The 23,626-nt window shown below is 59.2% G+C and carries 25 protein-coding genes and 2 tRNA genes; 17 read left to right on the top strand and 10 right to left on the bottom strand.

Translation table 11 applies throughout. From position 1 onward, the window contains the following. Positions 1-72: 72 nt before the first annotated feature. The 7 genes from KGB27_RS20215 to KGB27_RS20185 all read right to left on the bottom strand — a co-directional run bounded on the left by KGB27_RS20215 (position 73) and on the right by KGB27_RS20185 (position 5,892). Positions 73-828 carry a substrate-binding periplasmic protein gene (locus KGB27_RS20215; RefSeq protein ID WP_008024926.1) on the bottom strand — a complete coding sequence of 252 codons (756 nt, stop codon included), beginning with the start codon at positions 826-828 and terminating at the stop codon, positions 73-75. A gap of 77 nt (positions 829-905) precedes the next feature. Further along, the gene (gene hisF / locus KGB27_RS20210) at positions 906-1,676 is read right to left on the bottom strand and encodes an imidazole glycerol phosphate synthase subunit HisF (protein ID WP_007972752.1); all 771 of its coding nucleotides are present in this window, start codon (positions 1,674-1,676) and stop codon (positions 906-908) included. Positions 1,677-1,685: 9 nt separating this feature from the next. Further along, complete coding sequence (hisA, locus tag KGB27_RS20205) at positions 1,686-2,423, bottom strand: 1-(5-phosphoribosyl)-5-[(5-phosphoribosylamino)methylideneamino]imidazole-4-carboxamide isomerase (RefSeq protein ID WP_008041005.1); 738 nt, start codon at positions 2,421-2,423, stop codon at positions 1,686-1,688. A 42-nt stretch (positions 2,424-2,465) separates the two neighbouring features. Further along, a complete protein-coding gene (locus KGB27_RS20200) occupies positions 2,466-2,723 on the bottom strand; it encodes a DUF2164 domain-containing protein (protein WP_008024930.1) in 258 nt (85 codons plus the stop codon). Further along, positions 2,724-3,362, bottom strand: coding sequence for an imidazole glycerol phosphate synthase subunit HisH (gene hisH, locus KGB27_RS20195; protein ID WP_192226824.1), 639 nt, complete (start codon positions 3,360-3,362; stop codon positions 2,724-2,726). Next, entirely contained in the window at positions 3,362-3,955 is a 594-nt protein-coding gene (gene hisB, locus KGB27_RS20190) for an imidazoleglycerol-phosphate dehydratase HisB (RefSeq protein WP_003218037.1), read from the bottom strand. The genes hisH and hisB overlap by 1 nt, the downstream gene beginning before the upstream one ends. 272 nt (positions 3,956-4,227) lie before the next feature. Further along, positions 4,228-5,892 carry an OFA family MFS transporter gene (locus KGB27_RS20185; protein ID WP_223415881.1) on the bottom strand — a complete coding sequence of 555 codons (1,665 nt, stop codon included), beginning with the start codon at positions 5,890-5,892 and terminating at the stop codon, positions 4,228-4,230. A gap of 224 nt (positions 5,893-6,116) precedes the next feature. Between KGB27_RS20185 and KGB27_RS20180 the strand changes: the two genes are divergently transcribed. The 6 genes from KGB27_RS20180 to KGB27_RS20155 all read left to right on the top strand — a co-directional run bounded on the left by KGB27_RS20180 (position 6,117) and on the right by KGB27_RS20155 (position 11,109). Next, entirely contained in the window at positions 6,117-6,521 is a 405-nt protein-coding gene (locus KGB27_RS20180; RefSeq protein ID WP_008041009.1) for an acetyl-CoA sensor PanZ family protein, read from the top strand. 70 nt (positions 6,522-6,591) lie between these two features. Further along, positions 6,592-8,817 (top strand): AsmA family protein, encoded by a 2,226-nt coding sequence (locus KGB27_RS20175; protein WP_223556018.1) that lies wholly within the window; start codon positions 6,592-6,594, stop codon positions 8,815-8,817. Next, the gene (gene mutY, locus KGB27_RS20170) at positions 8,814-9,881 is read left to right on the top strand and encodes an A/G-specific adenine glycosylase (protein WP_223556015.1); all 1,068 of its coding nucleotides are present in this window, start codon (positions 8,814-8,816) and stop codon (positions 9,879-9,881) included. The genes KGB27_RS20175 and mutY overlap by 4 nt, the downstream gene beginning before the upstream one ends. Next, a complete protein-coding gene (locus KGB27_RS20165; protein ID WP_008024947.1) occupies positions 9,878-10,150 on the top strand; it encodes an oxidative damage protection protein in 273 nt (90 codons plus the stop codon). Before mutY ends, KGB27_RS20165 begins: the two co-directional genes overlap by 4 nt. 103 nt (positions 10,151-10,253) lie before the next feature. Continuing rightward, positions 10,254-10,329, top strand: a tRNA-Phe gene (locus tag KGB27_RS20160). Between the two features lie 318 nt (positions 10,330-10,647). Next, a complete protein-coding gene (locus KGB27_RS20155) occupies positions 10,648-11,109 on the top strand; it encodes a DUF4234 domain-containing protein (RefSeq protein WP_008041019.1) in 462 nt (153 codons plus the stop codon). Between the two features lie 82 nt (positions 11,110-11,191). On the opposite strand, the gene KGB27_RS20150 is transcribed toward KGB27_RS20155, so the two are convergent. Beyond that, positions 11,192-11,641 carry a carboxypeptidase regulatory-like domain-containing protein gene (locus KGB27_RS20150; protein ID WP_223556013.1) on the bottom strand — a complete coding sequence of 150 codons (450 nt, stop codon included), beginning with the start codon at positions 11,639-11,641 and terminating at the stop codon, positions 11,192-11,194. Positions 11,642-11,902: 261 nt separating this feature from the next. On the opposite strand from KGB27_RS20150, the gene KGB27_RS20145 reads away from it, so the two are divergent. From KGB27_RS20145 to KGB27_RS20130, 4 genes are all read left to right on the top strand, one after another. Then, positions 11,903-12,961 carry a YhcG family protein gene (locus KGB27_RS20145; RefSeq protein ID WP_223556011.1) on the top strand — a complete coding sequence of 353 codons (1,059 nt, stop codon included), beginning with the start codon at positions 11,903-11,905 and terminating at the stop codon, positions 12,959-12,961. 69 nt (positions 12,962-13,030) lie between these two features. Beyond that, positions 13,031-13,999: an alpha/beta fold hydrolase gene (locus KGB27_RS20140; RefSeq protein WP_223556009.1), complete on the top strand. Its 969-nt coding sequence runs from the start codon at positions 13,031-13,033 to the stop codon at positions 13,997-13,999. Between the two features lie 19 nt (positions 14,000-14,018). Next, positions 14,019-14,435, top strand: a complete 417-nt coding sequence (locus KGB27_RS20135) for a hypothetical protein (protein WP_008041027.1) — start codon at positions 14,019-14,021, stop codon at positions 14,433-14,435. A gap of 6 nt (positions 14,436-14,441) precedes the next feature. Beyond that, entirely contained in the window at positions 14,442-14,894 is a 453-nt protein-coding gene (locus tag KGB27_RS20130) for a hypothetical protein (RefSeq protein WP_008041028.1), read from the top strand. A gap of 74 nt (positions 14,895-14,968) precedes the next feature. Here KGB27_RS20130 and KGB27_RS20125 read toward each other — a convergent pair whose 3' ends face one another. Together KGB27_RS20125 and gabP are read right to left on the bottom strand one after the other, a co-directional pair. Continuing rightward, on the bottom strand, positions 14,969-15,295 hold the full coding sequence (locus tag KGB27_RS20125; RefSeq protein WP_192226808.1) for a hypothetical protein: 327 nt from the start codon (positions 15,293-15,295) through the stop codon (positions 14,969-14,971). 368 nt (positions 15,296-15,663) lie between these two features. Continuing rightward, entirely contained in the window at positions 15,664-17,055 is a 1,392-nt protein-coding gene (gabP, locus tag KGB27_RS20120; RefSeq protein WP_008041032.1) for a GABA permease, read from the bottom strand. 553 nt (positions 17,056-17,608) lie between these two features. On the opposite strand from gabP, the gene KGB27_RS20115 reads away from it, so the two are divergent. From KGB27_RS20115 to KGB27_RS20085, 7 genes are all read left to right on the top strand, one after another. Then, positions 17,609-18,382 carry an ABC transporter ATP-binding protein gene (locus KGB27_RS20115; protein ID WP_007897462.1) on the top strand — a complete coding sequence of 258 codons (774 nt, stop codon included), beginning with the start codon at positions 17,609-17,611 and terminating at the stop codon, positions 18,380-18,382. A gap of 13 nt (positions 18,383-18,395) precedes the next feature. Next, a complete protein-coding gene (locus tag KGB27_RS20110; RefSeq protein WP_008041033.1) occupies positions 18,396-19,142 on the top strand; it encodes an ABC transporter substrate-binding protein in 747 nt (248 codons plus the stop codon). Between the two features lie 78 nt (positions 19,143-19,220). Then, complete coding sequence (locus tag KGB27_RS20105) at positions 19,221-19,916, top strand: ABC transporter permease (RefSeq protein ID WP_008024973.1); 696 nt, start codon at positions 19,221-19,223, stop codon at positions 19,914-19,916. Next, the gene (locus tag KGB27_RS20100; RefSeq protein ID WP_008041034.1) at positions 19,913-20,602 is read left to right on the top strand and encodes an ABC transporter permease; all 690 of its coding nucleotides are present in this window, start codon (positions 19,913-19,915) and stop codon (positions 20,600-20,602) included. Before KGB27_RS20105 ends, KGB27_RS20100 begins: the two co-directional genes overlap by 4 nt. After that, complete coding sequence (locus tag KGB27_RS20095; protein WP_223556007.1) at positions 20,583-21,812, top strand: methyltransferase; 1,230 nt, start codon at positions 20,583-20,585, stop codon at positions 21,810-21,812. Before KGB27_RS20100 ends, KGB27_RS20095 begins: the two co-directional genes overlap by 20 nt. Positions 21,813-22,111: 299 nt before the next feature. Beyond that, a complete protein-coding gene (locus KGB27_RS20090) occupies positions 22,112-23,353 on the top strand; it encodes a nucleoside deaminase (protein ID WP_223556005.1) in 1,242 nt (413 codons plus the stop codon). A gap of 119 nt (positions 23,354-23,472) precedes the next feature. After that, positions 23,473-23,548, top strand: a tRNA-Thr gene (locus KGB27_RS20085). Positions 23,549-23,626 lie beyond the last annotated feature (78 nt).

The raw sequence follows: 23,626 nt of genomic DNA, 5'->3' as shown, positions 1-23,626 counted from the left end.
GCCTCGAATCATGTATCGATTTCACTGCCGCCATCGCCGGCAAGCCGGCTCCTACAAGGATTGGCTGGACGGTTAGAGATACCGCCCCATGATCTCGTCCACCACGCCTTCCTTGCGCAGCTGATCCAGCGCGGCTTGCAGCTTGGCGACGGTTTCATCCGGCACGTCTTTGTTCAGCGCCAAATACAACTCCGCACTGTTGAAGCGCAGCACGGTCTTGAGCCCGGTGACACCGTCCTGACGCGCCAGGTAACGCCCGGCCGGGTCGCCCGTGGCCCACAAGTCGATCTGGCCGCTGGTCAGCTTCTTCGCGTTGTCCTGATCCCGCAGCACGACAATCGGTTTCAACCCTTGCTTGGCCAGCGTCTCGGCAATCGCGTCGCCCTTGTACGCACCGATCTTGTATTTGCGCGCATCTTCCAGCGTTTCCAGGCTGATCTTGCTGTCCGCCTTGGCCAGCATGATCCAGTCATCCGGACCGATCGGGCCGACCCACTTGAAGAGCTTTTCACGGTCCGGCAGTCGTGCCATCACGAACACGCCATACCCGGGTTTCTCGAGGGCGAGCTTGTAGATGCGCTCCCAGGGGAAACGCAGGGTCAGGCTGTAGGTTACGTCGGCACGCTTGAACATCTCGCGGACGATGTCCACGGCGATGCCATTGATGTTCTCGTCCTGAGCGAAGTTCTTGCCGTTCTTGGCCATGTTGTAAGGCGGGAAGTTTTCCGTCAGCAGCACCAGGTCGGCGTCGGGATTTTCGGTGGCGTGCACGCCACTGATCTGCAATAGAGAAGCGCTGGCGAGGGCAAGAAGAAGGCGTTTGAGCATGTCTGGCTACCGAGATCCATGGCGTACCCAAGAGTGCCTTGAGCCCGCCATGATGTCCACTGGCCTGTATCGTTTGTTTAGCGCATCACGATGCCGCGATGGGCCATGTAGGCCTTGGCTTCCTGCACGGTGTATTCGCCGAAGTGGAAAATACTCGCGGCCAGAACGGCGCTGGCGTGACCTTCGATAATGCCATCGGCCAAATGCTGCAGGTTGCCGACGCCGCCGGAAGCAATCACCGGAATACCCAGCGCATCGCTGATCGCACGGGTAACGCCCAGGTCGAAGCCGTTTTTCATGCCGTCCTGGTCCATGCTGGTCAGCAGGATTTCGCCGGCTCCCAGGCCTTCCATCTTCTTCGCCCACTCGACGGCGTCGAGACCGGTCGGCTTGCGCCCGCCGTGGGTGAAGATTTCCCAACGCGGGGTTTCGCCCGGGCCAGAGACCTTCTTCGCGTCGATGGCAACCACGATGCACTGCGAACCGAAATGCTGCGCCGCCTCACCCACGAATTCCGGGTTGAACACGGCGGCGGTGTTGATCGACACCTTGTCCGCGCCGGCATTCAGCAGGTTGCGAATGTCCTGCACGGTGCGCACGCCGCCGCCAACGGTCAGCGGAATAAAAACCTGGCTGGCCATGCGCTCAACGGTATGCAGCGTGGTGTCGCGACCGTCGACGCTGGCGGTGATGTCGAGAAAAGTAATCTCGTCGGCACCCTGCTCGTCGTAACGACGGGCGATTTCCACCGGGTCGCCGGCATCGCGGATGTTTTCGAACTTCACACCTTTGACGACCCGGCCGTTATCCACGTCCAGGCAAGGGATGATGCGTTTGGCCAGCGCCATGGTCAGTCCTCAGCCTTTGTACGAATCGCAGAAAGCTTGCGCTTCAGCGACGTCGAGGGTGCCTTCGTAGATTGCCCGGCCGGTGATCGCGCCGATGATGCCCGGCGCCTTGGCGTCGAGCAGCGACTTGATGTCGCCCAGGTTGTGGATACCACCGGAAGCAATAACCGGGATCTTCGTGGCCGCAGCCAGCGCAGCGGTGAACGGCACGTTGCAGCCCTGCATCATGCCGTCTTTGGCGATGTCGGTATAAACGATCGCAGACACGCCGTCGGCTTCGAATTGCTTGGCCAGGTCGATGACCTGAACGGTGCTGATTTCAGCCCAGCCATCGGTGGCGACGAAACCGTCTTTGGCATCCAGACCGACGATCACTTTGCCCGGGAACGCGCGGCAGGCTTCAGCAACGAAAGCCGGATCTTTCACGGCTTTGGTGCCGATGATCACGTAGCTCACGCCCGCTTTGACGTAGTGCTCGATGGTTTCCAGCGAGCGGATACCGCCGCCGATCTGGATCGGCAGGTTCGGGTAGCGCTTGGCGATGGCGGTGACCACTTCGCCGTTGACCGGCTGGCCTTCGAAGGCACCGTTCAGGTCGACCAGATGCAGACGACGGCAACCGCCCTCCACCCACTTGGCGGCCATGCTCACCGGGTCATCGGAGAACACCGTGGAATCTTCCATGCGGCCCTGGCGCAGACGAACACAGGCACCGTCCTTGAGATCGATAGCGGGAATAATCAGCATCTGGCAAACCTTCAAATTCGAGTGTTCAGCTTCGCTCGGAAATCAGTTTTTCTCGAGCGCCCACAAGTCGCTTTCGATGCTTTCGAACCTTTCTTTAAGGTGCGTCTGCACATCGAAAATCGCCCTGTTGTAATAGTGCGGCGCAATTTCACGGGTAAACAGCTCAAGGATTTCGGCCGCTTCGAACGAACCCAGGTCCAGTTCGAAGCGATCCTCCATGAAGCGCTTGATCTTGTGATTGGCCTCGTTCTCCTGCTCGGGAGTGAGGGTCAGGATCGGCGGCTTCTTCTTGACGGCCATTTACCAGCGACCATCCCACGCAGCGAAGTTCTGCAGCAATTGCAGGCCATGGGTATGGCTCTTCTCCGGGTGGAACTGCACGGCGAAACGCGAGCCATCGGCCAGCGCCGCAGCGAAATCGACACCGTAGTGACCGCCACCGACCACCTGCCGCGCGTTACCGGCAGCGATGTAGTAGCTGTGCACGAAGTAGAAACGCGCCAGGTCCGGAATGTTGTGCCACAGCGGGTGACTCACCGTCTGCTTCACTTCGTTCCAGCCCATGTGCGGGACTTTCAGGTGTTCGCCGTCTTCAACAAGGCCTTTGCCGAAGAACTTCACCGCGCCCGGGAACAGGCCGATGCAGTCGACGCCGTCGTTCTCTTCACTTGTGTCGAGCAAGGCTTGCATGCCGACGCAGATGCCGAGGAACGGACGGTCCTGGCTGACTTCACGCACCAGCGAGTCGAAACCCAGGCGACGGATCTCCGCCATGCAATCGCGAATCGCGCCAACGCCGGGGAATACCACCCGGTCAGCTTCGCGAATCACGTCGGCATCACTGGTGATCAAGACCTTGCCGGCACCGACATGCTCGAGGGCCTTGGCCACCGAGTGCAGGTTGCCCATGCCGTAATCGATAACCGCGACCGTCTGCATTACAGAACGCCTTTGGTCGATGGCATCTGACCGGCCATGCGGTCATCGAGCTCTACGGCCATGCGCAGTGCGCGGCCGAAAGCCTTGAACACGGTTTCGATCTGGTGGTGGGTGTTGGTGCCACGCAGGTTGTCGATGTGCAGGCTGACCAGCGCGTGGTTGACGAAGCCCTGGAAGAATTCCTGGAACAGGTCAACATCAAAACCGCCAACAGTGGCGCGGGTATAGGGAACATGCATCTGCAGGCCAGGACGACCGGAGAAGTCGATCACCACGCGCGACAGCGCTTCATCGAGCGGCACGTAGGCGTGGCCGTAGCGACGGATGCCTTTCTTGTCGCCGATGGCTTTGGCGAAAGCCTGACCCAAGGTGATACCGACGTCTTCCACGGTGTGGTGGTCGTCGATATGCAGGTCGCCCTTGCTGACGATATCCAGGTCGATCAGCCCGTGACGGGCGATCTGGTCCAGCATGTGCTCAAGAAAAGGAACACCGATATCAAATCGGGCCTTTCCGGTGCCATCCAGGTTGATCGAGGCTTTGATCTGGGTTTCCAGAGTGTCGCGCTCGACTGACGCCTTACGTTCGGCCATCACCAGCTCCGCAAAATCATTGGGCGAAAAAGGCAGCCATTATAGGGGCGCGGGGCCGAAACAGAAACACGATACGTGATATCGCTGACGGACTGGACCCAGTGCTGACGAGGATAGACATGTCAGTACAAGCCGATTTCATGGCCATACCGGAAACAAATGTGGGAGCGAGCCTGCTCGCGATGACGGAGTGTCAGCCACATAGATGTTGACTGACACTCCGTCATCGCGAGCAGGCTCGCTCCCACAGGGGTGATGCGTTTACCGTTTACTTAGTGGAACAGAACCGCCGTCTTCTGCAGGGTCACCCAAACACCCCACGCCAACGGAATCCCCACCACCAGCCACGCGGCAACTGCCAAAGGCTTGGTGCCTGCGTCCGCTTTCCACTCCAGCACGGTGCTGGCATCAGCACCCTTGTCGTGGCCCAGCGCCTGTTCGGCGGCCAGTTCAGCGTCGGTCATGAAGTACTTGTCGGCCACCGGGCGCACCAGCAGGTTGCAGATGAAACCCAGCACCAGCAGGCCCGCGAGGATGTACAGCGTGATGTCGTAAGCCGCAGCACGTTCAACGCCGATGCTCAGCTGATACTCACGCAGGTAGTTCACCAGCACCGGCCCCAACACACCCGCTGCCGCCCAGGCGGTCAACAGACGACCGTGAATCGCACCGACCATTTGTGTACCGAACAGGTCCGCCAGGTAAGCCGGCACCGTCGCAAAACCGCCGCCATACATCGACAGGATGATGCAGAACGCCGCCACGAACAGCGCAACGTTGCCCAGGTGACCAAGGTTCGGGATCAACGCGTACAGCGCAAAACCGAGGGCGAAGAACACGAAATAGGTGTTTTTGCGGCCCAGGTAATCCGAGAACGATGCCCAGAAGAATCGGCCACCAATGTTGAACAGGCTCAGCAAACCGGTGAAGCCGGCAGCAATCGCGGCAATCGAGGCCAGTTGGCCTGCGTCGAGCTGACCAAACGTCTGGTCGGTGCCGAGCAATTTGCCGGCGAACACTTCCTGCAACAGCGGCGAAGCCATGCCGAGGATGCCGATACCGGCGGACACGTTCAGGCACAGCACCAGCCATACCAGACGGAATTGCGGGGTTTTCCACGCCACATTCACGTGCACGTGACGATGAGTGATCATCGCGTTCGACGCTTTTTTCGCCGGAGCGGTCCAGCCTTCAGGCTTCCAGCCGGTTGGTGGGACGCGGTAGGACAGTGCGCCGCCGATCATGAACACGAAGTAAATCGCGGCCATCACCAGGAAGCTCTGCCACACGCCCACGCTGTCTGCCGACGCGAAGTGCCCCATCAAGGCTGCGGCCAGCGGAGCACCGACCATCGCGCCACCGCCGAAACCCATTATCGCCATGCCGGTCGCCATGCCGCGCTTGTCCGGGAACCACTTGATCAGGGTCGAGACCGGCGAGATGTAACCCAGGCCCAGGCCGATACCGCCAATGACCCCGGAGCCGATCCACATCAGCCAGATCTGGTGCGTATACACACCCAGCGCCGAAATCAGCAGACCACCACACCAGCACAGTGCCGACACAACACCAGCCTTGCGCGGCCCGGCGTGTTCCAGCCAGCCACCCCAGATCGCGGCCGAGCAGCCGAGGAAGATGAAGAACAGGGTGTAGATCCAGCCGAGCATCGAGATCGGCCAGTCGCATTGCGACGAGAACACTTGCGAGATGAAGCTCATGTCCGGTGCACAGGTCACCGCCTTGGTCACGCCCAGGGCTTTGGACAGTGGCAACCAGAACACCGAGAAGCCGTAGGCCATGCCGATGCAGAGGTGGATGGCCAGCGCGGCCGGTGGCACCAGCCAACGGTTGAAACCGGGCTTGGCGATGATGCGCTCCTTGGACAGGAACGCAGGCTGGCCGGCATAGATGCCGTCCGCCGTGATGCTCGTGGTCATTGTGTATCCCCCAATTATTAGTATGGTTCGCCAGCCACTGCTCACCTCCAGCCTTTATGCGCACGCATGACTGTTTTTTTGAGGTAAAGCTCCATTTTGGTGCGACATCGCGTCGCAGAAGGACGGACGAACCGGCAGAGGTTACCATTTGCACGTGACAGAAAAACCAAACTGATATCACGTTTTTGCAAGTCATCTGTTCTCGTACCACTGAAGGAACCGTCATGCCTGTCATCGTCGAGCTGCTGAACGAAGCCACCTACCAGGATCAGCAGGATTTGCAGAAGATTTACCGCGACGCGCCGGATTGGCTGTTCGCGCCGTTTGCTGATGATGTGCAGTTGATCGAAGGCTGCCTGCGGGACGGCTCGCTGATCGCCGGGCGTTTCAATGATCGCCTGCTGGGCGCGGCACGTTTGCAAAGGCACCAGGACGTCTGGCATCTGTCCCAACTGTGTGTACGAAAAATCACCCGTCGTCGTGGGGTTGCCGAGCGAATGGTGAACGAAGCGCAGAAACTGGCGTCGCAATCGGGTGCGACATTGCGCCTGCTGGCACCTGCCGGGCACCTTGAGTCCCAGGCGCTGGCGGCCAAACTGAAAGTGCCACTGGATGTGCTGCCGGGTTGATCGCTGACCGGTCGTCCACTTCTGAGCGCTATACTCCCCGGCTAAATCGACTAACTACAAGGACTCGCCCATGAAAGCGTTCGGCAAAATCCTGGGTCTGGTACTTCTCGGGTTGTTGCTGATCATTGTGGCGCTGGGCTTTGCCCTGACCCACCTCTTCGATCCCAACGACTATAAAGACGAGATTCGCCAGATTGCCCGCGACAAGGCCCACATCGAGCTGACGCTCAATGGCGACATCGGCTGGAGCCTGTTCCCGTGGCTGGGCCTGGAATTGCACGAAGCCAGTGTCGCGACCCTGGCCAAGCCCACCGAACCGTTCGCTGACTTGCAGATGCTCGGCCTGTCGGTGCGCGTGCTGCCGCTGCTGCGCCGTGAAGTGCAGATGAGCGACGTGCGCGTCGAAGGCCTGAACCTGCGCCTGAACCGCGACAAGGACGGCCACGGCAACTGGGAAGACATCGGCAAAGTGCCGGCGACTGCCAACTCGACCGCTCCTGCGGTCACGCCTGGCGAACCTGCACCGCAAACCACCGTTCAAGTGGAAAAACCGGCGCAGCCGATCCGCCTGGACATCGACAGCCTGACCGTCAACAACGCCCGCGTTGAATACAGCGACGAGAAGACCGGCCAGCACTTCAGCGCCGAAAGCATCCAGTTGAGCACCGGGCCGGTCCACGATTCGACCAACATCCCGGTCAAGCTCACCGCGTTCCTGGGCACCAATCAGCCCGTTCTGCGGGTCCGCACCGAGCTCAATGGCGAGCTGCGTTTTGAACGCGCCTTGCAACGCTACAAATTCGAGGACATGAAGCTGTCCGGCGAAATCGCCGGCGATCCGCTACAAGGCAAGACCGTGACCTTCGCCGCCCAAGGCCAGTTGCTGCTGGATAAAGCAGCGAACGTCGCCGAATGGACTGGCATCAAGATTTCCGCCAACCAGTTGCGTGCACTGGGCGAACTGAAGGTCAACGACCTCGACAAAACGCCGCAAATCAACGGCGGTCTTTCGATTGCCCAATTCGACCTGGCGAAATTCGTCGACAGCATCGGCCAGAAACTCCCGGCGATGGCTGAAGGCAGTTTGAGCAAAGTTGAACTGGTCAGCCGCATTGCCGGTACGCCGACCAGTCTGGTGCTCGACAACATCAACCTGAAAGTCGATGACAGCACCTTCAGCGGTCGTATTGCCGTCGAGGATTTCGCCAAGCAATCGCTGCGCGCCGCGCTCAAGGCTGACACCTTCAACGTCGACCGCTACCTGCCGCCAAAATCCGCCGAAGCCAATAGCGCGACGCAAGTGCGCCAGGCCGAAGTGGCCAGCACCGAAGCCGATGCCATGGCCGGCGCAGGCAGCACACCGCTGCCGGACAAGCCCACCAAAGACGCGTGGAGCAACGAGCGCCTGCTGCCGGTGGAGCGCCTGAGCAAACTCGACGTGGATGCTGACCTGACCTTTGGCCAGTTGACCCTCGACAAGCTGCCGATCCAGAACGCGGCGCTCAAGGCCAATGGCAAGGAAGGCCTGCTGACGCTTGAGAACCTGCGCGGCGACCTGTACGACGGCACCTTCGAATCCAGGGGCACCCTCGACGTGCGCCAGCAGACACCAGCGCTGAACATGCAGACACGCATCAGCAAAGTGCCTGTGGAAAAAATCCTCGAAAGCCAGGGTAAAAAACCGCCAGTCAAAGGCCTGGTCACGCTCGACAGCAACCTGACCGGTAATGGCAACAGCCAGAAAGCGCTGATCGAAACCCTCAACGGCAATGCCAGTTTCGTCATCAACAACGGCGTGCTGCTCAATGCCAACCTCGAACAGCAACTGTGCAAAGGCATCGCCACGCTCAACCGCAAAACCCTCAGCGGCGAACCACGCGGCAAGGACACGCCGTTCCAGGAGCTCAAGGGCAACCTGACCTTCCGTAACGGCGTGGCCAGCAACCCGGACCTGAAAGTGCGCATCCCGGGCATGACCGTGAATGGCGACGGCGACGTCGACCTGCGGGTATTGGGCATGGACTACCGCGTTGGCATCATCGTCGAAGGCGATACGAGCGCCATGCCGGATCCGGCCTGTCAGGTCGGCGACAAATTTGTCGGCATCGAATGGCCGTTGCGCTGCCGTGGCCCGCTTGAGCTTGGCGCCAAGGCTTGCCGCCTCGACAACGAACGCATGGGCCAGGTCGCGTCCAAAATGGCGGGCGAAAAAATCAGCGAAAAAATCGACGAGAAGCTTGGCGACAAAGTCAGTCCCGAGCTGAAAAACGCACTGAAGGGGCTGTTCAAGCGATGAGATCCGAGCAGTTTTCATCGGCGGTGCTGGACTGGTACGACCGCCACGGCCGCCACGACTTGCCTTGGCAGCAAGGCATCACACCGTATCGGGTGTGGGTCTCGGAGATCATGTTGCAGCAAACCCAGGTCAGCACCGTGCTGAATTACTTCGACCGGTTCATGGCCTCACTGCCGACGGTCGAAGCCCTGGCCGCCGCGCCGGAAGACGAAGTGCTGCACCTGTGGACCGGCCTCGGTTACTACACCCGCGCGCGCAATTTGCAGAAGACCGCGAAGATCGTCGTCGCTGAGTACGGCGGCGAATTTCCGCGGGATGTGGAAAAGCTGGTCGAGCTGCCGGGGATCGGCCTGTCCACGGCGGGCGCCATCGCCAGCCTGAGCATGGGCCTGCGGGCGCCGATCCTCGACGGCAACGTCAAACGCGTCCTGGCGCGCTTTACGGCGCAAGAGGGTTATCCGGGCGAGCCGAAGGTCGCGAAACAGCTGTGGGCGAACGCTGAGCGCTTCACGCCGCATGATCGGGTCAACGCCTACACCCAGGCGATGATGGATCTGGGCGCCACGCTTTGCACTCGCAGCAAACCGAGCTGCCTGCTCTGCCCGCTGGAAAAGGGCTGCGAAGCGCACATGCTCGGCCTGGAAACCCGCTACCCGATCCCGAAGCCACGCAAAGCCGTGCCACAGAAGCGCACGCTGATGCCGATGCTCGCCAACGGTGAAGGCGCGATTCTGCTTTACCGTCGCCCTTCCACGGGTTTGTGGGGCGGTCTGTGGAGCCTGCCGGAACTCGACGACCTCGACGACCTGCAACATCTGGCCTCGCAGCACTCGCTGGAGCTGGGCAGCCAACAAGCGCTGCCGAGCCTCGTACACACGTTCAGCCATTTTCAGTTGTCCATCGAACCCTGGCTGGTTCAGGTCCAGGAGGCCGGCCATCACGTGGCCGAGGCCGACTGGCTCTGGTATAACCTCGCCACCCCGCCGCGCCTGGGCCTTGCCGCCCCGGTCAAAACCTTGCTCGAACGCGCGGCCGCCGTATTGAACGCAGGAGAGTCGTCATGACCCGCACCATCATGTGCCGCAAGTACAAAGAAGAATTGCCAGCCCTGGAGCGCGCTCCATTCCCGGGCGCCAAAGGTCAGGACATTTTTGACCACGTCTCGGCGAAGGCCTGGGCCGACTGGCAGAAACACCAGACGCTGCTGATCAACGAAAAACGCCTGAACATGATGAACGCCGAAGACCGCAAATATCTGCAAGGCGAGATGGACAAGTACTTCTCCGGCGAGGAATACGCCAAGGCTGAAGGCTACGTTCCGCCTGCAGAATAATCCCGCTTTATCGGGGGTCGGAACGTAAGCGACGGTAATAATTAAATTTTTTTTGAAAACTTGCTTGACGACCCCCTGAAAAACCCGTTTAATGCGCCCCGTTGCCCAGATAGCTCAGTCGGTAGAGCAGGGGATTGAAAATCCCCGTGTCGGCGGTTCGATTCCGTCTCTGGGCACCAAATACCGAAAACCCTGAATCGCAAGATTCAGGGTTTTTTTATGCCTGCGATTTAACGAAGTCCGGCACACGGCAGTGGAAGCGACGGATCGACGATCCAAAAACAAAACTCGCCTTCAGCAAGGCTCTATAGTAGCGTTGTGCCACAAACTCGACCGACACCACGGAAACCCGTCCGGTCGATTTCAATGCAATCCACTGCCCCACGGCGCAGTTGGAATACGCACCAAAAAGGACAGGTAACAACGCAAGGAATGCCTCCCCCCGCAACAAACACCAGCGCTACACATCCCCTTAAGCCAAAGGACATGGAAAAGTTATGTCAACAATCAACGAACTAAAAGACAAGATCGACACGAAGACCTGGAACCTGGTGTTGCTCTCCATCGCCACTGCCGGGATCTATCTTATTTTGTGGCTATACAAAAACAGCAAAATCATCAGCGACACCACCAAAGTCCGATTGGTAGATGACGCTTACATTATCTGGATCGCTGTATGCGCCGGCTTAAGCGGCACATTCTCCAACCTGGGCAACGTGGCTCTGGATTTCACGTCCGCAGTTCTCGGCCTTGCCAGTGGCGTGCTGTACATCGTATGGGCATTCAAGGCTAAAACGGCGCTGACGGAATATGCCCTCAGCGAGCACAAGGTCGACCTGCGAATGAACGCCTTCTACACGTTCCTGTTCAACGTGTACTACATCAACTACTGCATCAACGATCTGCCGGAAGAACAGCGTAAGCAGCAGATCCTGAGAGGCCAGACCGCTCAAGCCTAAAACCACGCAATGGGCGGACAGATGATTTTCTGCCGCCCATTCGCTGGAACAAAGGCATCGGCCGGCCAACTCCGGCCAACTGCTAGCTTTCACCGGCCCAGTGAAAGACCAGATTACGTGCAGGGCCACTTCCTATCTCGGCACTGTCACGCCGCACCTCTCCATGTCGCGTAGCAACCACGGTGTACTTGCCGGGCGGCAGCTGGACATAAACCAGCGGGCCAGCCTCGTTCAGCGTCAACACGGTTTGCCCTTGGGCTTTCTGAATGACCACGTCGACGTCGGGAATGTATTTATTCTCCGCCCCGACCGAAAACGTCATGTGCAAGTTATAGCCAGCCGCTTGCTGGATGGCCTTCGACTCATCCAGGCCTATACCGCCGGACAGATAAGTAATTCCGTTTTGCTCCTGCGGTTGAACTTGCACGCCAGCGCTGTCGATTGGTTCAAGACTGGCGGCAGACGACATCACCGGGAACATCAACATGCCCACCGCGGCGATGGGCAACGCAAGGGAATGCACGTACTTCATGATCACGCCTCCCGGGCTCCATGGAACCCATTTGTCATGCCTTTTAGATTTCCTCTCGAACGCCCGGGTTTTAGATTGATTGGTACTTGGGCTCACTGCGAAATGGACTACACGTTATATTCCTGAAGCACGACTTGCCGTCGGAGCGATCCCGCAAACCCAATCGGGCTTTCCTTCCGGCTTACCAGCCACGCCCGGCATCGCCGCTCCCACCTCCGCTGCCATCCTCTTCTGCCTGTTCATTCCTTTGCAGAAGACGCCATGAGCTCACTCAAACCCGGTAACACTCAGGATGCACAACTCGCCTCACTACTCGGCAATCTTGGAGAGCTGATTCGTGATGCACGGCAGAAGGTCCTGCGAACGGTTGACACCGTGCAGGTGCAAACCTGCTGGCAGATTGGGAGGCATATTGTGGAGTTCGAGCAGGAAGGGGCTCGGCGGGCGGGTTACGGAAAGCAATTGCTGGCAACGCTGGCGCAGAGCCTGACAGCAGAATTCGGGAAAGGCTTTGATAACTCTAATCTTCGCTACATGCGCCTGTTTTACCAAGCATTCCCAATTCGTGACGCACTGCGTCACGAATTGAGCTGGACCCACTACCGCAGGCTTCTGCGCGTCGATAGTGACACCGCGCGCACGTGGTATATGGACGAAGCTGCCAACCAAAACTGGTCATCCCGCGCCCTGGAACGCCAGATCAACACCCTCTACTACGAACGCCTGCTCACAAGCCGCGATCGACCTGCCGTCCGGCAGGAAGCCACCACCAACATCCAGATAATGAAAGCACACCCACGAGACTTCATCAGGGCCCCGGTGATGCTGGAGTTTCTTGGCTCAACCAACGCAGGTTTGACTCAAGAAACCAATCTGGAACAAGCATTGATCCATCAGCTTCAAGCCTTCCTGCTGGAACTGGGTAGAGGATTTGCCTTCATCGCTCGCCAGCAACGCATCAGCACCGAGAGCAAAGACTTCTACATCGATCTGGTGTTTTACAACTACGTACTCAAGTGCTTCGTCATCTTCGATCTGAAGCGCGGCGAACTGACTCATCAGGATGTTGGCCAGATGGACATGTACGTACGCATGTATGACGACCTCAAGCGCGGACCGGAAGATGGCCCCACCGTCGGCATCATTCTCTGTGCGAAAAAAGATGAATCAGTGGTGCGCTACTCGGTGCTGAAAGACAACGAACAACTCTTCGCCAGTAAATACAAAACAGTCCTGCCCAGCGAAGACGAACTTCGCACTGAACTGGACCGGGAGCAGGCGGCAATCGAGGAGCGACTGCTCGATCAGATCCCCCTGTGAACACAGATGGATTGTCCACCCGCCGCACGAAGACTATCGTTGGCAGCTACCCGCAAAGGTCTGAAGCCGATGAATTTGCAGGACATGTCACTGGCCCCCACTCAAATGGAGTTACCGCTGCCAACTCCCGTTTCTGGCGAACCATTCAAAGAGCCCGCCGCAGACGGCTTCATCCTCGGCGGTTTCACTTGGCGGCACGCCTTTCAGGACCTCGTGCGCCCGGTCGTCATCATCAACGCCGCCACTTCGGTTCGCTGCCGTCACTATTCGCGCTTCGCCGATTACCTGTTCGCCAACGGCTTCGATGTCATCACCTATGACTACCGTGGCATCGGCGAATCACGCCCTGCGTCATTGAAAAATCTCGACGCCTCATGGACTGATTGGGGCGCGCTGGATTTCGAGGCGATGCTCAAGCGCGCTCAGCGCGAATTTCCCGGCCAGCCCATCGATGTCGTCGGCCACAGCTTTGGCGGCTGTGCGGCGGGCCTGGGAGCCTCAGGGCAGCTGATTCGGCGTCTGGTCACCGTCGGTGCGCAATTCGCCTACTGGCGCGACTACGCGCCCGCTCATCGCTGGCGGATGTTCGGCAAGTGGCACGTGGTGATGCCGCTGATCACAATGATCTATGGCTACTTCCCCGGAAAGCGTCTTGGCTGGCTGGAAGACACGCCCGCCGGTGTCGTTAGGGACTGGAGCACGCCCACGCACCGATATGAAACGCGGCCCAGCGGTCGCACGCTGGCCAAAAAACCAGGGGCGACGATGAAAGCCAGGACACTGGCCATCAGCATCACAGACGATCCTTACGGCACGATCCCGGCCATCGAACGCCTGCTCGGCTACTTCAGTGGCGGTACGAACACCCACTGGCGAATCGCCCCCGAAGACATCGGCGAAGCAGAAGTCGGACATTTCGCCTTTTTTCGCAGCGCATACCAAGCCACACTATGGCCCATTGCATTGTCCTGGCTGCAAAGCGGTGAACTGGCCCCCGATACCCCCGGGCGGACAGTACCGCGCAGCGAGTCCTTTTAACGCACGACGGATCAAAACCATGGCCTCCGCCAACAAGCAGCAAAAACGCGCCACCCGCGCCAAAGCCAAGGCCAAGCAGAACCGCACCCAACGGGCTGCCGCGCCGGTCGAGCTGGACCCGAACGATGATCGCATCGACTTTGAATCGGTGGACCTCACCGAGCTGTTCAAGAAAATGATCGACGCTGAAAAAACCAGTCAGCAAGCCATGTGCATCGCTTTCCTTGAAGACCCATTGCTGGAACTGGTTTACGAGCAGGAAGGCGAAGAAGGCGCGATGGACTTCATCCTCGCCGCGCTGATCGAGTACCGCCAATGGTCTACCGAGGTCGACGAAGCCGGCGCCCTGGCATGGATCGAATCCCCGGCCTTCCAGGCCGACTATGTAGCGGCCTCCGACATCATCGCAGCCCAAACCCAACAGAAACCGAACTGAGTTCCCATGGCCTCCCTGAACAAGCAACAGAAACGCGCCAAGCGCGCCAAGATCAAAGCCAAACAGATCAACATCCACGGCAGAAAACCCGCCGCGCTGGACGATGACTTGGGTGAAATCGGCGAGCCGATCCCGGAATACACCCTGGCGATGTTCAGCAAGATGCGCGACGCCGAAGCTGTCGGCCGCAGTGAAATGCTCTCCGTGCTGCTGACGAACCTCGCCTTTATCATCATTGACCATCCAGAACTGCTGGACATGGAAAACGCCGACGACGAAGGCATGGCCGCCACTCACCTGGCCGCCGACATGTTGATCGACTACCGCATGTGGGCCGACGGCATGGATCGCGAGACCGCCCAGGCATGGCTGACCGACCCGCAATTCATCACCGATTTCGGCATTGCGCTGGACAGCTATCGCCAGTCGCCGGATGCGCAGGAAGAAAAGGGCGAATAAAAGCCCTCAGAAATAGAAACGGCCGCTTGTCATCACTGACAGCGGCCGTTTTTTTACAAACCTGAAAACAACAATCAGGCAGCCGCAGCTTCCAGACGTGGAATTTCCATCCCGACTTTGGCGCTGGCGTAGCTCAGGTCACCGCTGGCGATGGATTGAGCCTTGAAACCGGCGCCGATCAGGTCGCGCACGTACAGCTTGTTGTAGATGAACATGAACACGAAGTTGCTGAGGCCGAATGTGACGCAGGCCACGATGAACATGATCGCTGCCCACTTGATGTCGCCACGGAACAGTGGCGGCAGGAAGCCGAAGAAAAACACGGTCCACGAGAAGCCGATCGGGGCTTCCTTCATGGCTCCGGTATTAGGGTTTTTGAACACAACCGATGTAAACGCCATGCCTGTCTCTCCTTGATGCCCCAATGAGTAAGCTGAATGGCCGGGCTAGCTCCATACAGCGCTGGCTCGTGACTGCCGCGCAAACGGCAGGCGCACGCAAATGCATCTGTGACAAGCATCAGATGAGGGAGCAGGCAAGAAAGGGTCGAGGGGCTTTAGCCGGGAAGGCTGGGGCGTCGAACAATCCGTGTCCTGAAACTCCATTGCATCCCGCAACAGCGAGATACACATTCGGCAAGGAGGCTACTATCTCGACATCATCGTGTCCATCAGGGAGCAGACCGATAAAGCCCCTGAATGAAAGCAAAAACGACCGCGATCATGGCTGATGGCGGTCGTTTTCATTACATCGACAGTGTGCGTAAAGCTTAGCGCGCCACTGCGCCAACCAGTTGCTCATTGCGACGACGGCGCGCCACCAGCAAACCGGTAGCCACCACCAGAGCACTCAGCAAACCGGTCGCGAGGATCTCTACACGATGGGCGTCCTGGAACAGCATGATGGTCAGGGCCGCGACGATGAAGACGATCACCGCGTAGGTCAGGCCCGGGAACAGCCACATGCTGAAGGCGATTTTTTCACCGCGGGCCATACGCTGTTTGCGCATGCGCAGTTGCGAGATCGCGATCACCAGGTACACCAGCAACGCGATGGCGCCGGAGCTGGCCAGCAGGAATTCGAACACGGCGGCCGGAGCCACATAGTTGGCGAATGTTGCCAGGAACGCTGCGCCCGTGGACAGCATCACCGCCCAGTATGGCGTGCCACTTTTGTTGGTGCGCGTGGACACGGCCGGTGCATCACCGCGCTTGCCCAGGGAGAACATCATGCGCGACGAGGTGTACAGCGCCGAGTTCAGGCAGCTGGTCACAGCGACCAGTACCACGATGTCGACGATCATCTTGGCGTTCGGGATGCCCATACGCTCAAGCACGGTCTGATAGGAACCGACGCTGGCCAGAACCGGGTCGTTCCATGGCACCAGGGCCACGACGATGAAGATCGAAACGAGGTAGAACAAACCAATCCGCCAGATCACCGAGTTGGTGGCCTTGGAGATTTGCTTGCCAGGGTTCTTCGATTCTGCGGCCGCGATGGTCACGATCTCGGTGCCCATGAAGGAAAACATGGTCGTCAGGATCGCGCCCAGTACCGCGCCCATGCCGTTTGGCAGGAAGCCCTGAGTGTCGAAAATGTGCGAAACGCCGCTCACCTGGCTATTCGGCAGGAAACCGAAGATCGCCGCGAGGCCCAGAATGATGAAACCAATGATCGCCACGACCTTGAGCAGGGCGAACCAGAACTCGAACTCGCCGTAGTTCTTCACGCTGAACAGGTTAGTGATAGTCAGCAGCATCGTGATGACCAGGGCGAAAGCCCAGATGTCCACGCCAGGGAACCAGGCGTGCAGGATGGTCGCGGCGGCGTTGGCCTCCAGCGGGATCACCAGCACCCAGAACCACCAGTACAACCAGCCGATGGTGAAACCGGCCCAGTGACCGATCGCGCGATCGGCGTATGTCGAGAAGGAGCCGGTGTCTGGCGAGGCAACCGCCATTTCACCCAGCATGCGCATCACCAGCACCACCAGCATACCGGCGGCGGCATAAGCCAACAGCACGGCCGGGCCTGCTGCAGCAATAGCGTGGCCCGAGCCAACGAACAGGCCGGCGCCGATAACACCGGCAATCGACAGCATGGTCACATGACGCGGTTTGAGCCCCTGTTCGAGGCCGTTAGAGCTTTGGGTATTGCTCATTGAAACTACCTTTGTAAGGAAAAGCGAATGCGTGCATCCCGTCGTGAACTCTCTTCTGTAAAAAGAAACCAACGGGGCGTTCCGGAATCTGCACGCAATAATTGCGCCAAAATGTTTCAAAACCCTCTAACCCGGCGATCTCACCCTGACCGGACAGTCATCGCAAGTCATTGAAAATAATGGCACTTCGCCAGAGCGTTACCCTGCGACTCACTTAAGGAACGAATCAGCGCACCGGAAACACACCCAACAAATGCTCAACGCACAATAAAAGTGCGGTTCAGGAACGTTTGGCCGGTTAGCGCTTCCAACACCCCGCCAAAGCTGGCAACATCGCGCCCTTTTTTACGGGACAGCCGCGCCACATCGGGTTCAAACGGCTGTTCGGTTGATAGCAGCGCGACAGTCTGCTGTACCGATGCGACAACCTGTCACATGCCACCCGTTTACCGCCCGTAGCGCTGTTGGCTGCCATTCAGACGCTATGCTAGGTTGGCCGCCTCGCCAGGAAGGCCCGCCAACAGCAGGAGCGCAACATATATGAGGAACGCACATGGCTGAGGCCACGCCCGCGCTTGAAATCCGCAACTTGCACAAACGCTACGGACAGCTTGAGGTGCTCAAAGGCATATCGCTGACCGCCCGCGACGGCGATGTGATCTCGATCCTGGGTTCCTCCGGTTCCGGCAAGTCCACGTTCCTGCGTTGCATCAACCTGCTGGAAAACCCGCACCAGGGCCAGATCCTGGTGGCCGGCGAAGAACTCAAGCTCAAAGCCGCCAAGAACGGCGAACTGGTCGCGGCCGACGGCAAGCAGATCAACCGCCTGCGCAGCGAGATTGGTTTTGTGTTTCAAAACTTTAATCTGTGGCCGCACATGAGCGTGCTCGACAACATCATCGAGGCCCCTCGCCGCGTGCTCGGCCAGAGCAAGGCCGAAGCCATCGAAGTCGCCGAAGCCTTGCTGGCCAAGGTCGGCATCGCCGACAAGCGTCATGCGTACCCGGCGCAACTGTCTGGCGGCCAGCAACAGCGCGCGGCCATTGCCCGCACGCTGGCGATGCAACCCAAGGTGATCCTGTTCGACGAACCCACCTCCGCCCTTGACCCGGAAATGGTCCAGGAAGTACTTAATGTCATCCGCGCACTGGCCGAAGAAGGCCGCACCATGCTGCTGGTCACCCACGAAATGGGTTTCGCCCGTCAGGTGTCCAGCGAAGTGGTGTTCCTCCACCAGGGCCTGGTAGAAGAGCAAGGATCGCCACAGCAGGTGTTCGAAAACCCGCTTTCGGCGCGCTGCAAACAATTCATGTCCAGCAACCGCTAACGGAGCTACCCGCATGCAGAACTACAAAAAGGTCTTCCTGGCAGCCGCCGTCACCCTGGCGTTCAGCGCCGGTGCCATGGCCGAAACCCTGAAGATGGGCATCGAAGCGGCCTACCCGCCGTTCAACAACAAAGATGCCAGTGGCAATGTCGTCGGCTTCGACAAGGAAATCGGCGACGCCCTGTGCGCCAAGATGAAAGTCGAATGCACCGTGGTCACCTCCGACTGGGACGGCATCATTCCGGCACTGAACGCCAAGAAGTTCGACTTCCTGATCTCCTCGATGTCGATCACCGACGAGCGCAAGCAGGCCGTCGACTTCACCGACCCGTACTACTCGAACAAGCTGCAATTCATCGCCAAGAAAGACGTCGACTTCAAGACCGACAAGGATGCGCTGAAAGGTAAAGTGATCGGCGCCCAGCGCGCGACACTGGCCGGCACCTGGCTTGAAGACAACATGCCTGGCGTTGAAACCAAGCTCTACGACACCCAGGAAAACGCTTACCTCGACCTGACTTCGGGTCGTCTGGACGGCATCCTGGCGGACAAATACGTCAACTACGAGTGGCTGAAAAGCGACGCCGGCAAGCCTTACGAATTCAAAGGCGACCCGGTGGAAGAAAGCGACAAGATCGGTATCGCCGTTCGCAAGAACGACCCGATCCGCGAGAAGCTGAACGTCGCACTGAAAGAAATCGTTGCTGACGGCACCTACAAGAAGATCAACGACAAGTACTTCCCGTTCAGCATCTATTGATACTGACCTGCCGGACCGGCGCCGTTTTCTGACGGCGCCGGTCCCCGGCCTTGCCTGCCGCGATTTGAAAAGAAATCCATGATTATCGACCTCTACGGATTCGGCCCGGCGCTCGCCGCTGGCGCGCTGATGACTGTGAAACTGGCACTCTCGGCCCTGTGTCTCGGGCTGGTGCTCGGTTTGCTCGGCGCCTTGGCCAAGACTTCCCCGTACAAGCCGTTGCAATGGCTTGGCGGCACTTATTCGACACTGGTACGCGGCATTCCGGAACTGCTCTGGGTGCTGTTGATCTACTTCGGCACAGTCAACCTGATGCGTGCCCTGGGCGAGTTTTTCGGCAACCCCGACCTTGAACTCAATGCCTTTGCGGCCGGCGTGATTGCACTGGGCCTGTGCTTCGGCGCCTACGCCACGGAAGTGTTCCGCGGTGCAATCCTGGCAATCCCCAAAGGCCACCGCGAAGCCGGTGTGGCACTGGGTCTTTCGAAATTTCGCATCTTCACTAAGCTGATCATGCCGCAGATGTGGCGTATCGCCCTGCCCGGCCTGGGCAACCTGTTCATGATCCTGATGAAAGACACCGCGCTGGTGTCGGTGATCGGCCTGGAAGAAATCATGCGTCACGCGCAAATCGGCGTGACCGTGTCCAAACAGCCGTTCACCTTCTATATGGTGGCCGCGTTCATGTACCTGGGCCTGACGATTCTGGCCATGACAGGCATGCACTTCATGGAAAAACGCGCCGCTCGCGGCTTCGCGAGGAGCACCCAATGAACTGGGAAGTCATCATCAAGTGGTTGCCGAAACTGGCTCAGGGCGCAACGCTGACCCTGGAACTGGTGGCCATCGCCGTGATTGCCGGCCTGTTGCTGGCGATTCCTCTGGGCATCGCGCGTTCGTCGCGCCTGTGGTGGGTGCGGGCATTTCCCTACGGCTACATCTTCTTTTTCCGTGGCACGCCGTTGCTGGTTCAGCTGTTCCTGGTCTACTACGGCCTCGCGCAGTTCGATGCGATCCGTAACAGCTCGATGTGGCCGTACCTGCGCGATCCGTTCTGGTGCGCCACGGCGACCATGACCTTGCACACCGCGGCCTACATCGCCGAGATCCTGCGCGGTGCGATCCAGGCGATCCCACCGGGCGAGATCGAGGCGGCGCGGGCGCTGGGCATGTCTCGGGCGAAAGCGCTGTTCTACATCATCCTGCCGCGAGCGGCGCGCATCGGCCTGCCGGCGTACAGCAACGAAGTGATCCTGATGCTCAAGGCCAGCGCGCTGGCCAGTACCGTGACCCTGCTGGAACTGACTGGCATGGCCCGCACCATCATTGCCCGGACGTATCTGCCGGTGGAGATCTTCTTCGCCGCAGGCATGTTCTACCTGCTGATGGCCTACGTGCTGGTTCGCGGCTTCAAGCTGCTGGAGCGCTGGTTGCGCGTCGATGCCTGCCAAGGGCGTTGATTCCCACGTGTTGACGGGCGAGGCCCTGCTCGCCCGCTTCATGGCGCTGGATGCTTTTCTGATCGAGCATCAGGCGCTGTGGAAGCCTCGACCGTTTACCCATCTGCAACTTCCTTGGGAAGCGTCCTACCCGGAGCTGGCTGTATGGCTACGCGGGCGGTCGCTGGAAGACGCGGAAAACAGTCATAACCAACCTTGCCTGCTAAATGCGCCGGAGCCATTCGCTTCGCTGGCGGCGCTATCCCTTGAGCTGGGTTCGGTGGGTGAGCTGCCGGCACACACGCTGGAGACCGCAGGACATCGGTTGAATGTCGATGTGCCGGGACGCAAGTGGCAGCAGATCGAGGCGTTTGCCAGTCGGTTGTCGTTTGCTGCGCCACCGATGCATTGGCTGGATTGGTGCTCGGGTAAAGGCCACTTGGGTCGACGCCTGCTGCAAACCGGTCAGCAGCTCACGTGCCTGGAACATGATCCTGCACTGGTGCTAGGCGGTCAGGCGCTCAGTCAGCGCCATCAACTGCATGCGCTGCATGTCGAGCAGGACGTGCTGGCACCCGGCGCCGCCTCTTTGCTGAACGCCGATCACACACCGGTCGCACTGCATGCCTGTGGCGATCTGCATGTGCGATTGATCCAGCTCGCCAGCGCCGCCGGGTGCAAACAAATGGCCATTGCGCCGTGTTGCTATAACAGGATCAGTCTTCCTGCATACCAGCCAGTTTCCGCTGTTGGTTTGCGCTCTGACCTACATCTGTCACTCGACGATCTCTCACTCCCGATGAGCGAAACCGTCACCGCCGGTGCCCGCGTCCGACGTCAGCGCGACACGTCCATGGCCCGACGCCTGGCTTTCGACCTGCTGCAACGGCAACTGCGCGGTGTTGATGAGTACCTGCCCACGCCTTCTCTGCCGAGCGCCTGGCTGGACAGATCATTCGCCGACTACTGCCACCATCTGGCCGCATTCAAAGAGTTATCCACAGTCGGCCCGCAAGACTGGTCAGCGCTCGAAGCCGCCGGTTGGCGGCGACTGGCCGAAGTACGCAATCTGGAACTGCTGCGCGGACTTTTCCGACGTCCGCTGGAGCTTTGGCTGAACCTTGATCGAGCACTTTTCCTCGCTGAGCAGGGTTACACCGTTCGCCTCGGCACCTTTTGTGAAACCCCACTCACGCCGCGTAACTTCCTGTTGCTGGCGGAACGTGCCTAAAACAGCCACAGCCTGTGGATAACTCTGTTGATGAAATATCGTGGATCCAATGTTTACGCCTGTTTCAGGGCTGAAACCAAACTGTTCAATTTTCGTACACCCGAATAAAAAACCGGAAAAACAGGCATTTGCGAGAAAATGAGACTGGATCCACATTTTCGATCTTAACCGCGTGCATCGCCTTCCCCGTTGTGCATAAGCATTAATTCAAAAGAACATAAACGCCCTGGAAATCCTCAACTATCTTTGCCAAGCGTCAGAATTCTCTGATGTCAGGGACAGCAAGGAGCTGGGAAAACATGAGCACATTGAACAGTGCACAGGAAGCCGTCGATACCGTCGCCAACGAAGCCATTGTCGCTGCGTTGCAGCAAACCTTCGCGGTGGGCGGCGCCATCATCAACAACGCAACGGGCGAGGTCATCGCCGCGCTGCACAACAACGTGCTGATGCCTTTCCCTGGCAGCGGCACGACTTACTTTCTACCCCACGACCCGACCGCCCACGGCGAACGGCAACTGGTGGACTGGTACTACGAAAACGTCGCGCCACTGAATCTGCCACCGCCCAATCAACTGACCGTCGTCACCACGCTCGACCCGTGCGCCATGTGCGCCGGTTCGCTGCTGACCGCAGGATTCAACGTCGCCGTCAGTGCGATCGATGACTACGCAGGCATCAACTACAACAGCCAGTTCACCTTTCCATCGTTGCCGCCGCAGATCCGCCAGCAGGCGCAGAACACCTGGGGCTATTACGCGATTGCAGCGCCAGTCAGCCGCGCCTATCAGGGCTCGAACAGCCCGGTGTTCGGCGGCCAGACCATCGACTCGGCGGCGTACTTCCTGTGCAGCTCGATCTTCTCCGCCAGCGTCAACACGGTGCGCGATGCCAGCAACAACAGCGGCCTGCCGCCGGATCAACTGCAAAACCCCGCCACCCTGCCGGCCAACAGCAAAGTGCGCCAGGCACTGACAGCGCTCAGCCCATTCGCACTGACCGTGCAATCGGCGAACCCACGGGATCCCGGCGCCGAACTCGCGCCTCCCCTGCTGAAAACCGCGCAGCAAAGCACGGTGTTCAACTCAGTGGCGCTGATCGACCCGTTCGGTAACCTGCTGGCGTGCCTGGGAGGCGTCGAGAACCAGTCGCCGATTCGTACAGCGTTCATGGAAACGACCCGCAGCTATGCGGTCATGCGCTGGACCCTGATGAACGACCCCGATCCGGCCGTTCGCGCTGAAGCCGGGCTTTACCTGACTCATCCAAAGTACGGCACCTTCGTCTTCCTCTATGCACCCGATCCAACAACGCCCCAGGCCGTAATGACCTTCGGCGCCTACGGTTCAACCATGGAAGGCCCCGTGCCGCAGAGCTATCCGTCCAACCTGCAATACGTGCTGCTGCCGGGCAATACCACCGCGCAAGCGTTGTCGACACTGGCCCAAAACCTGCCGCCGTTCTATACGCAAAGCGTGCAAGTGGCGCCTGCGCAGGTGCTGAGTCAGGACCTGATCAACGCGGTTAAAAACGGCGTGTGATGCTGCTTCGGCCAGCCCCGCAGATGCGTCTGCGGGGCTGGTCTGACGGCCGCGTAAAAATAGTCTGAATTCAGGGGTTTACAGAACCAACCCAATCGCTATAATCGTCGCCCTAACACGCCGGTATAGCTCAGTTGGTAGAGCAACTGACTTGTAATCAGTAGGTCCCGGGTTCGACTCCTGGTGCCGGCACCACATTAGGCTCCATTGCATTCCACCGAATGCTCTGGAAGCCCCGAAAACCCGCCCTTTGGCGGGTTTTTTCGTTCCAGA

It is taken from the genome of Pseudomonas sp. BF-R-01 (assembly GCF_019946615.1).
Classification (GTDB): Bacteria; Pseudomonadota; Gammaproteobacteria; order Pseudomonadales; family Pseudomonadaceae; genus Aquipseudomonas; species Aquipseudomonas migulae.
Note: the sequence above shows the minus strand (reverse complement) of the source record. Positions and strands in the feature narration are given on the sequence as shown.